This window comes from Thioclava sp. JM3, from assembly GCF_002213185.1.
GTDB lineage: Bacteria > Pseudomonadota > Alphaproteobacteria > Rhodobacterales > Rhodobacteraceae > Thioclava > Thioclava nitratireducens.
The window spans coordinates 53,749-67,732 of sequence record NZ_NBOB01000001.1; the positions used below are offsets into that span (position 1 = coordinate 53,749).

16 protein-coding genes are annotated in these 13,984 nt (G+C 66.1%); 7 read left to right on the forward strand and 9 right to left on the reverse strand.

The genetic code is table 11. The features are described 5' to 3' along the window. Window positions 1–15 precede the first annotated feature (15 nt). On the reverse strand, window positions 16–1,218 hold the full coding sequence (locus tag B6V73_RS00335; RefSeq protein ID WP_088724236.1) for a M24 family metallopeptidase: 1,203 nt from the start codon (window positions 1,216–1,218) through the stop codon (window positions 16–18). A 461-nt stretch (window positions 1,219–1,679) separates the two neighbouring features. On the opposite strand from B6V73_RS00335, the gene aroQ reads away from it, so the two are divergent. Both aroQ and B6V73_RS00345 read left to right on the forward strand, forming a co-directional pair. Then, window positions 1,680–2,117: a type II 3-dehydroquinate dehydratase gene (aroQ, locus tag B6V73_RS00340; protein WP_075776591.1), complete on the forward strand. Its 438-nt coding sequence runs from the start codon at window positions 1,680–1,682 to the stop codon at window positions 2,115–2,117. 161 nt (window positions 2,118–2,278) lie between these two features. Further along, window positions 2,279–2,878, forward strand: a complete 600-nt coding sequence (locus B6V73_RS00345; protein ID WP_075776590.1) for a DUF2927 domain-containing protein — start codon at window positions 2,279–2,281, stop codon at window positions 2,876–2,878. Here B6V73_RS00345 and B6V73_RS00350 read toward each other — a convergent pair whose 3' ends face one another. The 3 genes from B6V73_RS00350 to B6V73_RS00360 all read right to left on the reverse strand — a co-directional run bounded on the left by B6V73_RS00350 (window position 2,879) and on the right by B6V73_RS00360 (window position 5,364). Next, on the reverse strand, window positions 2,879–3,616 hold the full coding sequence (locus B6V73_RS00350; protein ID WP_075776589.1) for a sulfite exporter TauE/SafE family protein: 738 nt from the start codon (window positions 3,614–3,616) through the stop codon (window positions 2,879–2,881). A gap of 64 nt (window positions 3,617–3,680) precedes the next feature. Then, window positions 3,681–4,634, reverse strand: a complete 954-nt coding sequence (locus B6V73_RS00355; RefSeq protein ID WP_075776588.1) for an aldo/keto reductase — start codon at window positions 4,632–4,634, stop codon at window positions 3,681–3,683. A gap of 19 nt (window positions 4,635–4,653) precedes the next feature. Next, window positions 4,654–5,364 carry an SDR family oxidoreductase gene (locus B6V73_RS00360; RefSeq protein WP_088724237.1) on the reverse strand — a complete coding sequence of 237 codons (711 nt, stop codon included), beginning with the start codon at window positions 5,362–5,364 and terminating at the stop codon, window positions 4,654–4,656. A 228-nt stretch (window positions 5,365–5,592) separates the two neighbouring features. Here B6V73_RS00360 and B6V73_RS00365 point away from each other — a divergent pair, with 228 nt between their 5' ends. Further along, a complete protein-coding gene (locus tag B6V73_RS00365; protein WP_088724238.1) occupies window positions 5,593–6,264 on the forward strand; it encodes a phosphoribosyltransferase family protein in 672 nt (223 codons plus the stop codon). Window positions 6,265–6,280: 16 nt separating this feature from the next. Here B6V73_RS00365 and B6V73_RS00370 read toward each other — a convergent pair whose 3' ends face one another. Both B6V73_RS00370 and B6V73_RS20645 read right to left on the reverse strand, forming a co-directional pair. Beyond that, window positions 6,281–6,706: a DUF2267 domain-containing protein gene (locus B6V73_RS00370; RefSeq protein WP_088724239.1), complete on the reverse strand. Its 426-nt coding sequence runs from the start codon at window positions 6,704–6,706 to the stop codon at window positions 6,281–6,283. Window positions 6,707–6,861: 155 nt separating this feature from the next. Continuing rightward, entirely contained in the window at window positions 6,862–7,437 is a 576-nt protein-coding gene (locus B6V73_RS20645) for an Hsp20/alpha crystallin family protein (protein WP_168174839.1), read from the reverse strand. Window positions 7,438–7,635: 198 nt separating this feature from the next. On the opposite strand from B6V73_RS20645, the gene B6V73_RS20375 reads away from it, so the two are divergent. The 4 genes from B6V73_RS20375 to B6V73_RS00390 all read left to right on the forward strand — a co-directional run bounded on the left by B6V73_RS20375 (window position 7,636) and on the right by B6V73_RS00390 (window position 10,473). Next, complete coding sequence (locus B6V73_RS20375) at window positions 7,636–8,475, forward strand: universal stress protein (RefSeq protein ID WP_168174840.1); 840 nt, start codon at window positions 7,636–7,638, stop codon at window positions 8,473–8,475. A gap of 8 nt (window positions 8,476–8,483) precedes the next feature. Next, complete coding sequence (locus B6V73_RS00380) at window positions 8,484–8,930, forward strand: host attachment protein (protein ID WP_075776583.1); 447 nt, start codon at window positions 8,484–8,486, stop codon at window positions 8,928–8,930. Between the two features lie 106 nt (window positions 8,931–9,036). Beyond that, window positions 9,037–9,402 carry a hypothetical protein gene (locus B6V73_RS00385; RefSeq protein ID WP_075776582.1) on the forward strand — a complete coding sequence of 122 codons (366 nt, stop codon included), beginning with the start codon at window positions 9,037–9,039 and terminating at the stop codon, window positions 9,400–9,402. Window positions 9,403–9,759: 357 nt separating this feature from the next. Beyond that, the gene (locus tag B6V73_RS00390; RefSeq protein WP_088718716.1) at window positions 9,760–10,473 is read left to right on the forward strand and encodes a response regulator transcription factor; all 714 of its coding nucleotides are present in this window, start codon (window positions 9,760–9,762) and stop codon (window positions 10,471–10,473) included. Here the strand turns inward: B6V73_RS00390 and B6V73_RS00395 are convergent. The 3 genes from B6V73_RS00395 to B6V73_RS00405 form a co-directional block, all read right to left on the reverse strand. Further along, complete coding sequence (locus B6V73_RS00395) at window positions 10,448–12,406, reverse strand: PAS domain-containing sensor histidine kinase (protein ID WP_168174841.1); 1,959 nt, start codon at window positions 12,404–12,406, stop codon at window positions 10,448–10,450. The two genes, B6V73_RS00390 and B6V73_RS00395, sit on opposite strands and share 26 nt — an antisense overlap. A gap of 65 nt (window positions 12,407–12,471) precedes the next feature. Next, window positions 12,472–12,906: a hypothetical protein gene (locus B6V73_RS00400; protein ID WP_075776579.1), complete on the reverse strand. Its 435-nt coding sequence runs from the start codon at window positions 12,904–12,906 to the stop codon at window positions 12,472–12,474. Window positions 12,907–13,022: 116 nt separating this feature from the next. Further along, on the reverse strand, window positions 13,023–13,895 hold the full coding sequence (locus B6V73_RS00405; protein WP_088718713.1) for a Crp/Fnr family transcriptional regulator: 873 nt from the start codon (window positions 13,893–13,895) through the stop codon (window positions 13,023–13,025). Between the last annotated feature and the right edge of the window lie 89 nt (window positions 13,896–13,984).

Below are 13,984 nucleotides of genomic sequence, written 5' to 3' on the forward strand. Positions count from 1 at the left end.
CACGTGCCGGTCACGTCATCCCACTACGTTGAACTCCGGCCCGTAGGGGTAGCCTGTGATGTCCTCGTTGCCGTTCTCGGTGATCACGAGGATGTCGTGCTCACGATAGCCGCCCGCGCCGGGCTGGCCCTCGGGGATCGTCAGCATCGGCTCCATCGAGATCACCATTCCGGGCTCCAGCACCGTGTCGATATCCTCGCGCAACTCCAGCCCCGCTTCGCGCCCGTAGTAATGCGACAGCACGCCGAAGCTGTGGCCATAGCCGAAGGTGCGATATTGCAGCAAGTCACGCTCGGCGAAGAAGGCATTGATATTCTCGGTCACCTCGGCGCAACTCGCCCCGGGTTTCAGAAGGCTCATCCCGTATTCATGGGCGGCGACATTCGCCTCCCAGATCGCGCGCGAGGCGTCGTCAACTTCGCCCACGAACAGCGTGCGCTCTAGCGCCGTGTAATAGCCTGAAATCATGGGGAAGGTGTTGAGCGACAGGATATCGCCGCGCTGCAAAACGCGCCCCGTCACCGGGTTATGCGCGCCGTCGGTGTTGATGCCCGACTGGAACCAGACCCAGGTATCGCGATACTCGGCGTCGGGAAATCGCCTGGCGATTTCCAACTCCATCGCGTCGCGGCCCGCCATCGCCACGTCGATCTCGCGCACGCCTTCGCGGATCGTCTCGCGGATAGCATAGCCACCCACGTCCGCGACCGCGGCTCCTTGCCGGATCAGGGCGATCTCGGCGGGCGATTTGTGCATCCGTTGCCGCATCGTGGCGGGGGCGATGTCGCGGGTCTCGGTCGGCTCGAGGAAATCCTGCAGAAGCGCCGCCTGCGCCAGCGTCAGGTGATCGGACTCGATGCCCAGCACGCGGCGTTTGCCGGTGACGGAGGCGATCGCGCGCCAGTAATTGTTCCGCGCCCAGTCGGTATAGGTGATATTGTCGCCATGGCCGCGCCGCCACGGTTGCGCGGCATCGATCCCCGCCGAGATAGTCACGCTGTCGCTTGGCGTCACGACCAGCGCGTAGGGCCGCCCAAAGGCGCAGTATAGAAAACCCGAGTAATAGGCGATGTTATGCATCGAAGTGAACAGGCAGGCATCAATGCCCGCTTGGCTCATCGCCGCGCGGAGACCCGCGAGCCGCGCCTCGTATTCGCTGGCAGCGAAGGGCAGGATGCGCTTGCCTTGGTGAAATCGGTAAAAAGCAGGACGGTCCATCGGCACTCTTCCTTATCAGAGGCCGCAACGCGCCGAGGGACGATCTTCCCCCGTCGCGCGCTGCGACAAAGCAAGATCCCGGCGTACAGGACGGGTGATCGGGCGGGCGCGCAACGCGCTGGCGACGCCATCGCCTTCAGCCCTCGCCGACAGAGTGGGCGAAAACGGCCCCGCTGCCAAGTCCTTGGCGGCCGCTACGTGCGATTTGTTTTCGCACGCTGGACGGGGGCGGAGTGGCCATCGCATTGGTCGCGCGACATCCGCCGCCGCAACTGTTCAGCAAGGCCGAGGCGGGGATCTAGGATGCGCTTGCGGATGTCGTGGTGTCAGCAACCGCTCGCCGCCGCAACCGATCACGCCCTTTTGCTGGACGGAGGGCCGCGCAAGGCACTATAGCTTGGGGAAATTGATCCGCGCGAGGGGCAGGGCGCGCCTGCCTCACGCGCCACTCGGAGCGCAGAATGTCGAAGACAATCCATATCCTCAACGGCCCGAACCTGAACCTTCTGGGCAAGCGCCAGCCCGAGATCTACGGCTCGGACACGCTCGGGGACGTGGAGCGGATTTGCCGCGAGGAGGCGCAGCCCCGCGGCTTCGATGTCGCGCTGTTCCAGTCGAATTTCGAGGGCGAAATCGTCGAGCAGATTCACCATGCGCGCGACGAGGCCTGCGCCATCGTGATCAATGCGGGGGCCTACACCCACACTTCCGTCGCGATCCTCGACGCGCTCAACACTTTCGAAGGCCCGGTCTTCGAAGTGCATATTTCCAATGTTCACAAGCGGGAAAGCTTCCGCCATCATTCCTACATCTCGCAACGGGCGGAGGGGGTTCTGGCAGGCTTCGGGATCGAAGGTTACGCGCTCGCAACCCGCCGCGCCTGTTCGGTTCTGAGTTAAGAGGGGACTTTAAGATCGGTCTGCAAGCGTTTGAGAGAAAACTTAGAATTGCGTTCGGTCTGATCCCGGGCGCGACTTGCCTCGCACTTGCACTGAACCTTGCGGCCCCCGCTTGGGCGAGCGACACCGGCGCCGACCGGAACATCGCCAATTCCGGCAAGATGAGCGACCGCGACTTCTATCGCGCGATGGCCTGCGCCGCGCGGCCCGGGGGCGCGTGCACCTTGCCCTACCGCCGCTGGGCGGCCAGCAAATGCCGCGATCTGACGGTCGGCCTCGCCTTCCGCTCACAGCATTTTCCCGCCAAGCGCGCCCATGCCATCGAACAGGCCGCCCGCGCCGCGATCGCGCAGATCAACAAGACCGGCGCTGCGTTGCACCTTAGCTATGCCGGGGCGCGTCCCGCCGATATCAAGCTCTACCTGACCGACACGCCCGTGGGCGGCACGGTGCGCGGCACACCATCGATGCGGCTCAATGGCCGGCGACTGGGACCGGGCACGGTCGCGAAGGTGACCTTCTACTGGCAGACCAACACGGGCCGGATCATGGATGCCGATATCGCCTTCAGCCGGGACATCCAGATGCGCGATATCCGCTCGGTCGTGCTGGAAGAGATCGTGCAATCGCTCGGTTTCTCGACCGATCTGGAAGATCCGTATTACACCCAAAGCTCGATTTTCTCGGAGGACGGGAATTCGGTCACGCGGCTGATCGGGCAGGACGCGATGGCGCTGCGCAGCCATTACCCGCCGCGCTGATCACATCACCTGCGTCGCGCCGCGGATCAGCAGCAGGACCGACAGCACCGCCAGCATGATCTGGATAACCCGCATGTAGAGTTGCTGCGACAGCCGCGCGGTCAGCCAACGCCCCGCAACGGTTCCTGCGATCCCCGCCACGGCCAGCCCCGCGACAAGGGGCCAGTTCAGCCCGTCGAGCTGACCGATCACCCAATAGGCGGGCAGTTTCACGATATTTCCGATGGCGAAGGCGATGGCGATGGTACCTGCGAATTCCAGCTTGGGCAGCTTCTGCGGCAGCAGGTAGGCCTGCGCAGGCGGCGAGCCGGAATGGGTGATGAAGCTCGCGATCCCGGTCAGCGTCCCCCAGAACAGCCCCGGGATCACCTTGGCCTCGGCCTGGCTGTCGTCATGCCGTTTCAGCCAGGCGCGCCCGACATGCCATATCCCGATCAGCCCGGTGAAGATGAGCAACGCCCATTCCGGCGTGTAGGGCGTGATCACGGTCGCGATGGCGACGCCGGCAAGCATCGCGGGCACGAGAATGAACAGGTTCCGCCTGGAAAAATGGTGACGGTAGAGCCAGACGCCCACCCAGTCGGTCACGATATAGACCGGCAGTAGCGTGGCTGCCGCCTTCACCGGGTTCATGAACAGCGCGAGCATTGGCACCGCGATGGCCGCAGCGGACGACAGCCCTCCCTTCGACATGCCGACGACCAGCGCCGCGACGATCAGCAAAACGGTTTCATACATGTGAACGGCGTCCGGGCAGGAGGGGAGAAGCGGGCGGCCCGGCGGGCCACCCGAAAGAAGGCGATCAGGCGCCCGCGTCTGTGAGGCGGCGCATCTCTTCGTCGCTGAGCGTCATCTCCGCGGCCTTCGCGAAGCTTTCCACCTGCTCGATGCTGGTAGCGCTGGCGATCGGGGCGCTGACGCCCTCCCGGTTGATCAGCCAGGCGATGGCCACCTCGGCGGGTTTCGCGCCTTTCTGGCTCGCCACGTCTTCGAGCACGTCGAGAAGCGCCATGCCACGATCGGTGAGGTATTTCTCGACCATCCCGCCGCGCTTGCGGCCTTCCAGATCGGCTTTCGAGCGATACTTGCCCGACAGGAACCCGGCGGCGAGCGAGAAATAGGTGACCACCCCGATAGTCTCGCTGACACAGAGATCGCGCAACGGCCCGTCGAAAGCCTCGCGGTCATAAAGGTTATATTCCGGCTGGATCACCTGATAGCGCGGCAGCCCCTCGCTATCGGCAGTCTCCAGCGCCGCTTTCAGCATGGCGGCATCGTAATTCGACGCTCCGATCGCGCCGATCTTGCCCGCTTTGAGAAGCTTGTCATAGGCGCCCAGCGTCTCGGCATGGCTCACGCTGTCATCGGGCCAATGCGAGAAATAGAGATCGACGTGATCGGTGCGCAGCCGCGCCAGCGACCGGTCGATGGCTTTGGAAATCCACTCCGCGCCGAGGCCTTTCTCGCCCGGGCCGCCCATATCCGAGCCGACCTTGGTGAACAGCTTCACCTTGTCGCGCATTCCGGGGCGTGCGTCGAACCAGCGGCCAAGAACCGTCTCGGACTCGCCGCCCGCATTGCCCTCGGCCCATTTCGAATAGACATCGGCGGTGTCGATCGCGTCGAAGCCGTGGTCGATGAAAGCGTCGAGAATGCGGAAGCTTGCGACCTCGTCGAGCGTCCAGCCGAAGACATTGCCGCCGAAGACGATGGGGGCGATCTCGAAGCCGGTCGTTCCGAGAGCTGTGCGTTTCATGGGAGGTCCTTTCGCTTGCTCAGACCAGCAGCCCACCACCTTCGACGAAGACGGTGGTGCCGGTCATGTAAGGGTTGTCCATCAGGGCGAGCGCCTGAATCGCGATATGCTCGGGCAGGCCCACGCGACCCGCAGGAAGGCGGTCCGCGGCATTGTCGAACATCGCGCGGCGGCTGTCGCCTTCAAGGGTCTCGTACATCTCGGTTTTCACCAGCCCGGGAGAGATGCAGTTAACCCGCACCGGCGCGAATTCCAGCGCGAGGCCACGGGTCAGCCCCTCGAGGCCGGCATTGATCGCGCCCTGGATCGCCGCGCCCGTCTTGGGCCGCTGCGACAGAAAGCCCGAGGTGAAGGTGAGCGAGCCGCCGTGGCCGATCTTCGCCGCACGAGCGAGCCGATAAGCGCCCCAGAACTTCGACTCGAACGAGGCCTGCGCGTCCTCCAGCGGCAACTCCTTCACCGCCGCGACCTTGGTGCTCGCTGCCGAGCAGTAGACATGTTCCCACGCTTCGCGCTCCGCGAAAAACGCCTCCAGCGCGGCGGCGTCGCCGGTATCGAGCGTGACGCCCGCGACGTTGCCGCCCAGCCGTTTGCAGGCATCCTCGATCTTCTGAGCCGAGCGGGAGGCGATGGTCACCTGCGCGCCGCGCGCGAGCGCCGCCTGCGCCACGCCGAAGCCGATGCCGGACGAACCGCCGACGACGAGAATGCGGTTATCTTTCAAACTCATGACGATGGTCTCCTCCTGTCGGGCCCGCGGTGAGGGCGGGGCGGTCTGCGCTTCAAATCGACTTAGGGCCCCGCGCGAGATCGTCCCGAAATTCTTTGCGCCGGGCGCGGGCTGCGCAAGACCCAGCAGAGCGAAAACAAATCCGCCCTCGTTGTTCGAAATCAATGCCACGGGCCGGAGGGCACGGCAGGCTTACGGTCGAATACGCCCCTGCAGAGGCTCATCCGGATGTCCGATTTCGAAGGTTACACCGACCGGAGGGAGGCGGGGATCATCCTCGCCCGAAAGCTCGACGCCTATCGCGGGCGCGACGCGGTGGTGCTCGCCCTGCCGCGCGGTGGGGTGCCGATCGCGTGGGAGATCGCGGAGCGTCTCGATCTGCCGCTGGACCTCGTCTTCGTGCGCAAGCTCGGCGCGCCCAGCAATCCCGAAGTGGCGCTTGCAGCGATCGCGGGTCTTCGCGGCGAGGTGATCGTGCGCAACGCGGACGTGATCCGCGCCACCGGCTGCGACGCGGCGACGCTGGAGCGCCTCGCGGCCCGCGAACGCGAGGTGATCGCGGACCGGATCAAGCTTTACGGGGCCCCGGGGCTGCCGCTGGCCGGGCGGGTCGCGATCCTCGTGGATGATGGGGTGGCCACGGGGGCCACGATGCGCGCGGCGTTGCGGGCAGTGCGCGCCGCCGGTCCAGCCGAGCTGGTCTGTGCGACCCCGGTCGGCGCCACCGACGCGATGGAGGCGATCCGCACCGAGGCCGACCGCGTGGTCTGCCCGCTCGAGGTGGAATTCTTCGGAGCGGTCGGGGCCTATTACACCTATTTCGATCAGGTGCCGGACGCCGAGGTCACGCAAATTCTCGCGAAGGCGCGGGCGCGCCCCTTGGGCAAGGATCCGGCATAGCGGCCCAGCGGCGCGATCAGGCCAGGAGGCTGCGCAACGAATGACGCATCGCCTGCGTCACCTGCCGGTATTCGCCCTCGGAAATCCGCTCGTGCAACAGATCGAACACCGCCGCCACCTCCGCTTCGGGATCGTCGAGCGGGCGGTCTGCGAACGCCTCCGCGACCCTCGCCACGAAGGCATCGCGATTGCGCGGATGCGCGGGCTGGCGGGAGGGCACGAAACCGTCATAGTAGATGCCGCGCAGCAACACTGGAAGCTGCGCCCCGAGATCGGCCGCTTCCGCGGTGGTCAGGAAATCGCGGATCGCATGCAAGGTGGTACGCAGCAGCAGATAGGCGTGGCTGCGATCCTTGTTGTCCAGACGATATTCCAGATCGTTGAGCCATTCCGCCACGATTTGCGGGGCGTGGTCGATGGCGCTCAGACCGGTCACTTTCATCGGTCGAACCTCCCGGTCGAAGTACTGAAGACACTGCCTCAGCTTTGGATACTCGCGAGATATTCCGCGATCAGCAGGATTGTCCTTCCAGATTTGGGGCGGCCCCGCGCGCCGAACGGTTGCGGCGCACGGGGCAAGCCTCCGGTCATGCGCAATTATTGCGCCTTGACCGCGATGCGGCGGTCTTTCTCGCGCGCTTCGGTGGTTTTCGGCAGGGTCACGGTCAGAACCCCGTCGCTCAGAACCGCGTCGATGCGGTCTGGATCGACCCCGCGCGGCAAGGTGATCGTGCGTTCGAGCCTGCCGGAGCTCCGTTCCTGCACGACGTAGTCGCCCTCATGCGTCTCGCGCTTGCTGGAGCTTTCTCCGCGGATCTTCAGGCGTCCGTCGTCGAGCTTGAGCTCAATCTCCTCGGGCTTGAGCCCGGGCATGTCGACGCGCAGCTCGTAGCTCCCGTCATTCGCGACGAAATCCATCGCGGGCGCGGAGAGCGAAAGGTCGCCGAAGCCCGACGGCAGGGTCAGGGCGCGCGGCCATCCGGCTCCGGGACGCGCAAAGTCGTCGAACAGGCGGTCGATCTCGGAACGCAGCATCGCGAAGACATCGCGCCCCCGCGCGGGCGGGGCGGCGCTGGAGGCTGGAAGTTTCGCCGTTGTTTCGGCGCTCGGGGGCTTGCTCGTCGGCGGGGCGCTCTCGTGCTTGACGCCGATCTCGGTGGCTTGTGGTGTCATGCTGGATCTCCCATGCGAAGTGTCTTGGTAGAACGCCATCGAAGCTGTCACGACCGGTGCGGCTTGCGCATTGACGGCGCGCATAGGGGGCGCGGCGGACCGATGGTTCCGAACCGCTCCGACGTTGCGCGCGATCAATGCCGCATCGCCCGCAGCGGCGCAGTCTCGGCGCGATGCCAGCCACTCAGGGGCCCGAAGATGATTCCGCGCACCGTTGCCGCCGCCTTTCTCGAGACCGACGACGCCCGATGGCTCGCCCCGATGACGGCCGCGTTGTGTCGCGGTTTCAACGCCCATCTGATCGGGGTGCATGGAGTCGAGCCGCTGCCGCTGTTGGGGGGCGATCTGGCGAGCGATCCGATTATCTACCCCGAATTCCTCGACTGGCAGCGCAAGGAGGCCGCCGCGATCCGCGAAACCTTCGAGCACGCGCTGACGGCGGAGGATGTGCAGGGAGAGTTCCGCAGCCCGGTCGACACGCGCGACGCGCTGGTCGACTTTCTCGTCGATAGCTGCCGCGCCGCCGATCTGGTCGTCTCGGCGCGGGTGCCGCCCCATGCCGGCCGCGCGAGCGACATCCGTCTGCAGGAGCAACTGATCCGCCAGACCGGACGTCCGGTGCTGGTGGTGAGCGAGACCGCAAAGCTGGAGCGGCCCGCGCGGCACGTTCTTCTCGGTGTTTCCTGCAGCCGCGAGGCGATGCGTGCGGCGCATGACATGCTCTATCTTGCGGCCAGCGGTGCGCGGATCGATCTGCTCTCGGTGTCGCCCTCCGGGGGAGAGCGGCAGGCGGTCGACGATCTGCGCGACGATCTGGCGACGGCGCTCGACCGGCGCGGATATGACGTGACGCTTCTCGACCGGATGAAAACGACGTCGGAGGCGGGCGACGAGTTGCTGCATACCGCGCGCGAACGCGGCGCCGAGCTGATCGCCGTCGGCGCGTTCGGTCATTCGCGCCTCTATGATTTCGTGATCGGCGCGGTGACGACGCGCCTGTTGGAGACTTCCCATCTGCCGGTGCTGTTTTCGAAATAGGTGAGCCGATGCCCCAGCCGAAGAAAATCGAATGGATCGTGGTGATGAACTCTGCCAGCGCGCATGTGCTAGCCGATGCCGAGGGCCATGCGCTGGTCTTCGAGCTTGAATCGCCACATGCACGCCCGCGCGACCGAGACCGCGACCGGGCCGGGCGCAGTTTCGCGATCGGATCGCCCGGGCGGCGGGCCGCGATGGCGCCGCATGGTGATCCGAGCCATGTTCAGGAACTCGCCTTCGCCCGCGATCTGAGCGACCGCCTCGAACGCAGCCTCGGGGAGGGAGAGTTCGACACGCTCGTCCTCGTCGCGCCGCCACGCATGCTCGGCGCGATGCGCGAGGCGATGCCCGATTCCCTCGCGGCGCGCGTGAGCCGCGAAATCCGCTCTAACCTTGCGAGCCTTTCGCCGAACCAGTTCCGCGAAAAACTGCAGGAGGCGCTGAAGGTGACGTGACCCGCGGATTTGCATTTTGCAGTGACAGCGATCAATGCGCGCCGCCTCGCGGCTTCGCATCCTGACCCTGCCGCACGGAGTCGAACCCGATCAGAGGAGAAGTGTCATGGCCAAGTCCTCCAGCGAAGACACGCCCGACCGCGCCGATATCGAGGAACACGAGCGTCTGGCAGTCGAGGCGATCCGCTCCGATCTCGAAGATCTGCGCGAGGATGTGACGGAACTGGCGCAGGCGCTGCGTCGTCATGGCCGGTTGCGGGCCAGCGATCTTGGCGCCGAAGCGACGCGGCGCGGCCACGAGTTCGTGGAAGATGCCCGCGACGCGGTCTTTGAGATGCGCGAGGCGCTCACCGAGGCGCAGCACGACCTGCGCCGCAGCGTGCGCAGCCATCCCGTGCCGTGGGCCGGGGTGCTGCTGGGGATGGTGGGGACCGGGCTGCTGGTCGCCCTGCTGATGGAGCGACGCAATTGAGAGTTGGCGGCATGGGAACGGGTGCAGGCCGCGCGGGCGGTTGGGGTCGATAAAACGACACTGCTTGCAGGTCTGTTGGGGGGAGTAGCGCGCGTTTCCACATCGGAAGCGCGCGCTGCGCATTCTGGGGCCGAGTTCCCTCGCACACGACGGCCGTATACTCGCGTCCCGTCCAACCGGTGATTTTCCGACATGTCTCGCGCCAAGGCACCGACCGGCTCAACGGCTTTGGCGAGGGGCCGATGATCACGCGGCGCTCAACGTTAATTGCCCGCGCCCCGTTTCGTTGCTTGATCACGGTCAAAGACAGAACCGGCAGGGCGAAGGGATCATGGCGTACCTTCGGAGGAGGCGCCTGTGGAACGGCAGACAATTCTTATCGTCGAAGATGATGCCGCCGTGCGTGCGGCGCTGCGGGAGTGTCTCGAGGCGGAAGGCTGGGCGGTGCGCGAGGCGCAAGACGCGGCCGGCATGTTGCGCGAGATCGAAACGGGCGGCATCGACCTCGTGACGCTCGATCTGGGGCTCGGCGCCGATGACGGGTTTGCCTTGGCCCGGGTTCTGCGCGGGCGCAGAAACATTCCGGTCGTCTTCATCACGGGATATGGTCAGCCGTTAGATCGGGTACGCGGGCTGGAGGCGGGGGCGGACGACTATATCGTCAAACCCTTTGCCGCGCGCGAAGTGGTGATCCGCATCCGCCGCGTGCTCGAGGGATACCGGACGCGGGCCGTGCCGGTCGACCGGCTCCATATCGATCACAGCAGCATCGACCTGCGTCGGGGTGTGATCGAGCATCGCGACGGGCGCCGCGAGGACCTGACCGGAACCGAGACGAAACTGCTCGAGCTGTTTCTCAGCCGCCCGGCGCAGGTGCTCTCGCGCGACGATATCAACCGGGCTCTGCACGGGCGCGACTGGTCGCCCTACGACCGCACCATCGACACCCATATCGCCCGGCTGCGGCGCAAGATCGAACCGGGAGACGCGTCGCCCCGGATGATCCGCTCGGTGCGCGGCGTGGGCTATGTCTTCACCGGGCAGATCAACCAGGAGGCGCGTCGGGGTTGAGCGCGCGCGCGACGGCTGCGCTCAACGTCGAGAGCGAATAGGGTTTCGTGAGCAATTCGATCTCTTGCTCGACCTTCGGACGCCCGGCGAATTTCTCCGATGCATGCCCCGAAGTCAGAAGCACCGGCAATCGGGGGTCTCGGGCGCGCACCCGATCGACCAGGTCGAAGCCCGAGCAACTGCCGGGCAGGACGATGTCGGAAAACAGCAGATCCACCGGCTCGCCCGCCTCGATCTGCTCCAGCGCCTGATGCGCATTCCCGGCCTCGATCACCGCGTATCCCAAGGCTTCCAGCCGGTCGAGAACCGTCTCGCGCACCAGCGGATCGTCCTCGACCACGAGCACGAGTTGACCGTCACCCATCCGCAGCGCGTCGCGATCTTCGGCTGCGGCGAGCATGGGATCCCCGTCGACCTCGGGAAGATAGAGCGTGATCGTCGTGCCCTTGCCGGGGGCGCTGTCGATGTCGAGAAAACCGCCCGCCCGCGCCACCGAACTCGCGACGCTCGTCAGCCCGAGCCCGTTCCCGACCCGCGCATCCTTGGTGGTGAAGAACGGATCGAGCGCCTGCCGCCGCACATCCGGCGTCATGCCGTGGCCGGTATCGCTCACGCTAACCGTCAGGAACCTGCCCGGGCGCGCGCCTTCGATTTCGCCTGCCTGCTGCACGTCGAGCTGCGCGCTGCCGGTCCGGATCGTGATGGTGCCAGCCGCCGAAATCGCATCGCGGGCATTGATGACGAGATTGAGCAGCGCTCCGTCCAGTTCCCCGCGATCCATGTAGATCTGGCCTCGATCCGCGCCCGGCAAGAGACGCAGATGCACCTGTTCTCCGAGCACCCGCTCGAGAAGCGTCCATGTCTCTGCGAGCTGCGCATCGAGGCCGAAGCGCACCGGTTTGGGCGTCCGCGCCCCCGCGAGCGCCAGCAGCCGCTGGTTGAACCCCGCGCCGATCCGCGTCGCGTCGATGGCGCGTTCGAGATGCCCGCGCGCGAGATCGGCCATCTCGGTGCGCGCCGCCAGCTCCAGATTGGACAGGATGACGGTCAGAAGATTGTTGAAATCATGCGCGATCAGCCCCGCCATCCGGCCTACGGTTTCCATCCGCTGCCCGCGCACCATCGCCGCCGCAATCCGTGCGCGCTCGGTCCGGTCGAGGATTGCGCCGATAGCGCCGACCGGGCGGGGCGGGTCGGCGCTCTCGTCGAAGCGGATGTTCCCGCGCAATTCGATCACCTTGGGCTCGGCGCTGCGGGCGAGCTTGAACTCGATGGAGAATTTCCGGCTGCCCGTGGGGTCGATCGCCGCGCGATGCGCCTCTTTCAGGCGCACACGATCTTCGGGCGCGGCGAGGGCAATCCACGTGTCGAAGCTGTCGGGCACCTCCTGCGTCTCGAGGAGTTGCCGGGCGGGCTCCGTCGCGACGAGCGTGTCGCGGTCGAAATCCATCTCGAAGAACGCAATTCCCGCGGCTTTCATCGCCTCGATGATCTCTTCCGCGCGCAGGTCCGTCAGCTGTTGAAATTCCCTTTCGGCGCTGATGTCCTCGATGATCAGGATGATCCCCGCGACTTGTCCTGCGCGGCGCAGCGGTGCGACGGTCCAGCGGGTCCACGCCTCGCGGCCATCGGGACGCATCGTGCGGCTCTCGTCGCACTGCACGGTTTCGCCCGCCAGCGCTTTGCCGCGCGCGTCGCGGCAGGCTGCGGGTAACCTAGGCAGCAACGCGTCATGGTCCGACCCGACGGCATGTGCGATATCGCCCCCGTAGGCCGCCAGAAACGCCGCCGAAGCCGCGACGAACCGCATCTCGGTGTCGAACACCGCGACCGGAACCGGTATCAGATCGATCACGCCCTCCAGATCCTCGGCGAGCGCCGCTACGCCGTGGCCCGGTCTCGGGTCGGGCCTGCACTCTTCGGAATTTGCCATCGACGCCACTCCTTGCGCGCTTGGCACCACGCGTCCCGTGCCACGCCAACCGCTGCCGCGGGCTCTCATACGGGCGTCGCGTGACGCTTCTCTCCGGAGCCCGCGACCCGCAGTGAGGTCACGAAAAGTTCCTGCGCCTGTTTTTGCGTGTCGAACACAGCCGCCGTCATTTCCTCGGCGACCTGTCCCCAGAGGCGGCGATAGAGCGCGGAATAGTCGTCGATCGCGCCCGAGACGAATTCCGACCACGCGGCGGCGATGGCCGCCGGATCGCCGGGATTGGCGAGATTGGCGAGCAGGGCGCGGTCACAGGTGATCCGATCGGTGGTGAAGCGCAGCCATTCCTGGTTGAACTGCAACGTCCGATCCGCCGCCTGCATCTGCATCGCGACGAAGGGGCCAAGCAGCGCAGGGTCCGGTCCGTCGGGTGGAAGCAGGCGTTTCAGCAGTTCGGCGTAGCCCGCATTGGTGTACGCGGTTGCGTCGGTCGAGCTGGGCATCGGAGCCTCCTCCGGAGTTGATGTCGGCTCCCCGAGCTTTGCCGCAGGGGCAGGCGCGTGCATTGATGGAGATCAATGCGCGCGTGGCGAAACCTGCCTTGGCCCGGGGCGGTTGCCTAGCGCCGCGTCCCGGGAAACGCGGCAGCCAGCGAGCCTTTGGGCGCTTGTCCCGCGCCGCTACGCATGGCCGCGGCTTTCCCGCCCATCGCCCCTCGGTCGAAGTCCGACAGGCGCGGCGCGGGAGCGGGTTCTGCAAGGGCCGCGCCGATCCGCTCGTTCTGGAACTTGGCAAGTCGCCGCAACCGCCCGAGATCGGTGACGGCGAGGTGATCGGGCGCAAGCAGGCGGATTGCGCCGCGCTCCTCGATCTGGTGCAGCGCGCGGCACAGGGTCTCCACTGTCATGTCCAGCAGCGAGGCCAGATCGCGCCGGGTCAGCACGATGCGGATTTGCGGTGTGCTGCCCTCGGTCGCGCCGGGCAACTGCTCCACGAGCCAGAGCGCGAGCCGCTGCACCGTACTGCGCCCGCGCATCTTCACCACGCTCATCTGCAATTCTTCGAATTGGCGGTTCAGCGCCGACAGGAAGCCCCGGAAGATTTGCGGATGTGACTGCAGAAAACCGTGCCAGGTCTGGCGCGGCATCCAGCAGATGGTGGTCTCGGTGGCGGCCTCGCTCGAGAACCCGTTCACCTCGCGTTCGGGGTCGCCGATCAGGTGGCCCGTGCGCAGAATCTGCAGAACGTGTTCGTCGCCGCCTTCGGTCAGAACGACGAGTTTCACGAGCCCGGATGCGACGATCCCGATCCGGTCCGCCGCTTCGCCCTGTGCCGCGATCTCGGCCCCTTGGCGATAGGTTTCGCGGTAGCTGCGCCGGGCGAAATCGAGTAGCGCGTCACGATCGAAAGCGCTGCAGAGCCCTGTCTGGCGCGCCGTGCAGTCGTCGCATTTCGCGTCGAATTGCGGCCGTATCGGCTGAATACTTGACATGTTTCCCTCCCCCTTGGGTCGCCCGGTCGGTGGCAGTTCGCGGGCAACGGTCACCTGCGTGACGAGAGGAATCTTGCCGTGTCGGAGGG

Excerpts from the sequence above, each read along its gene's own strand:
- B6V73_RS00370 (WP_088724239.1), bottom strand. The coding sequence starts at position 6,706 with ATGAAAGTGACCGGTCTGAGCGCCATCGACCACGCCCCGCAAATCGTG.
- B6V73_RS00365 (WP_088724238.1), top strand. The coding sequence starts at position 5,593 with ATGTCCGATTTCGAAGGTTACACCGACCGGAGGGAGGCGGGGATCATC.
- aroQ (WP_075776591.1), top strand. The coding sequence starts at position 1,680 with ATGTCGAAGACAATCCATATCCTCAACGGCCCGAACCTGAACCTTCTG.
- B6V73_RS00345 (WP_075776590.1), top strand. The coding sequence starts at position 2,279 with ATGAGCGACCGCGACTTCTATCGCGCGATGGCCTGCGCCGCGCGGCCC.
- B6V73_RS00385 (WP_075776582.1), top strand. The coding sequence starts at position 9,037 with ATGGCCAAGTCCTCCAGCGAAGACACGCCCGACCGCGCCGATATCGAG.
- B6V73_RS20375 (WP_168174840.1), top strand. The coding sequence starts at position 7,636 with ATGATTCCGCGCACCGTTGCCGCCGCCTTTCTCGAGACCGACGACGCC.
- B6V73_RS00355 (WP_075776588.1), bottom strand. The coding sequence starts at position 4,634 with ATGAAACGCACAGCTCTCGGAACGACCGGCTTCGAGATCGCCCCCATC.
- B6V73_RS00335 (WP_088724236.1), bottom strand. The coding sequence starts at position 1,218 with ATGGACCGTCCTGCTTTTTACCGATTTCACCAAGGCAAGCGCATCCTG.
- B6V73_RS00350 (WP_075776589.1), bottom strand. The coding sequence starts at position 3,616 with ATGTATGAAACCGTTTTGCTGATCGTCGCGGCGCTGGTCGTCGGCATG.
- B6V73_RS20645 (WP_168174839.1), bottom strand. The coding sequence starts at position 7,437 with ATGACACCACAAGCCACCGAGATCGGCGTCAAGCACGAGAGCGCCCCG.
- B6V73_RS00395 (WP_168174841.1), bottom strand. The coding sequence starts at position 12,406 with ATGGCAAATTCCGAAGAGTGCAGGCCCGACCCGAGACCGGGCCACGGC.
- B6V73_RS00380 (WP_075776583.1), top strand. The coding sequence starts at position 8,484 with ATGCCCCAGCCGAAGAAAATCGAATGGATCGTGGTGATGAACTCTGCC.
- B6V73_RS00360 (WP_088724237.1), bottom strand. The coding sequence starts at position 5,364 with ATGAGTTTGAAAGATAACCGCATTCTCGTCGTCGGCGGTTCGTCCGGC.
- B6V73_RS00405 (WP_088718713.1), bottom strand. The coding sequence starts at position 13,895 with ATGTCAAGTATTCAGCCGATACGGCCGCAATTCGACGCGAAATGCGAC.
- B6V73_RS00400 (WP_075776579.1), bottom strand. The coding sequence starts at position 12,906 with ATGCCCAGCTCGACCGACGCAACCGCGTACACCAATGCGGGCTACGCC.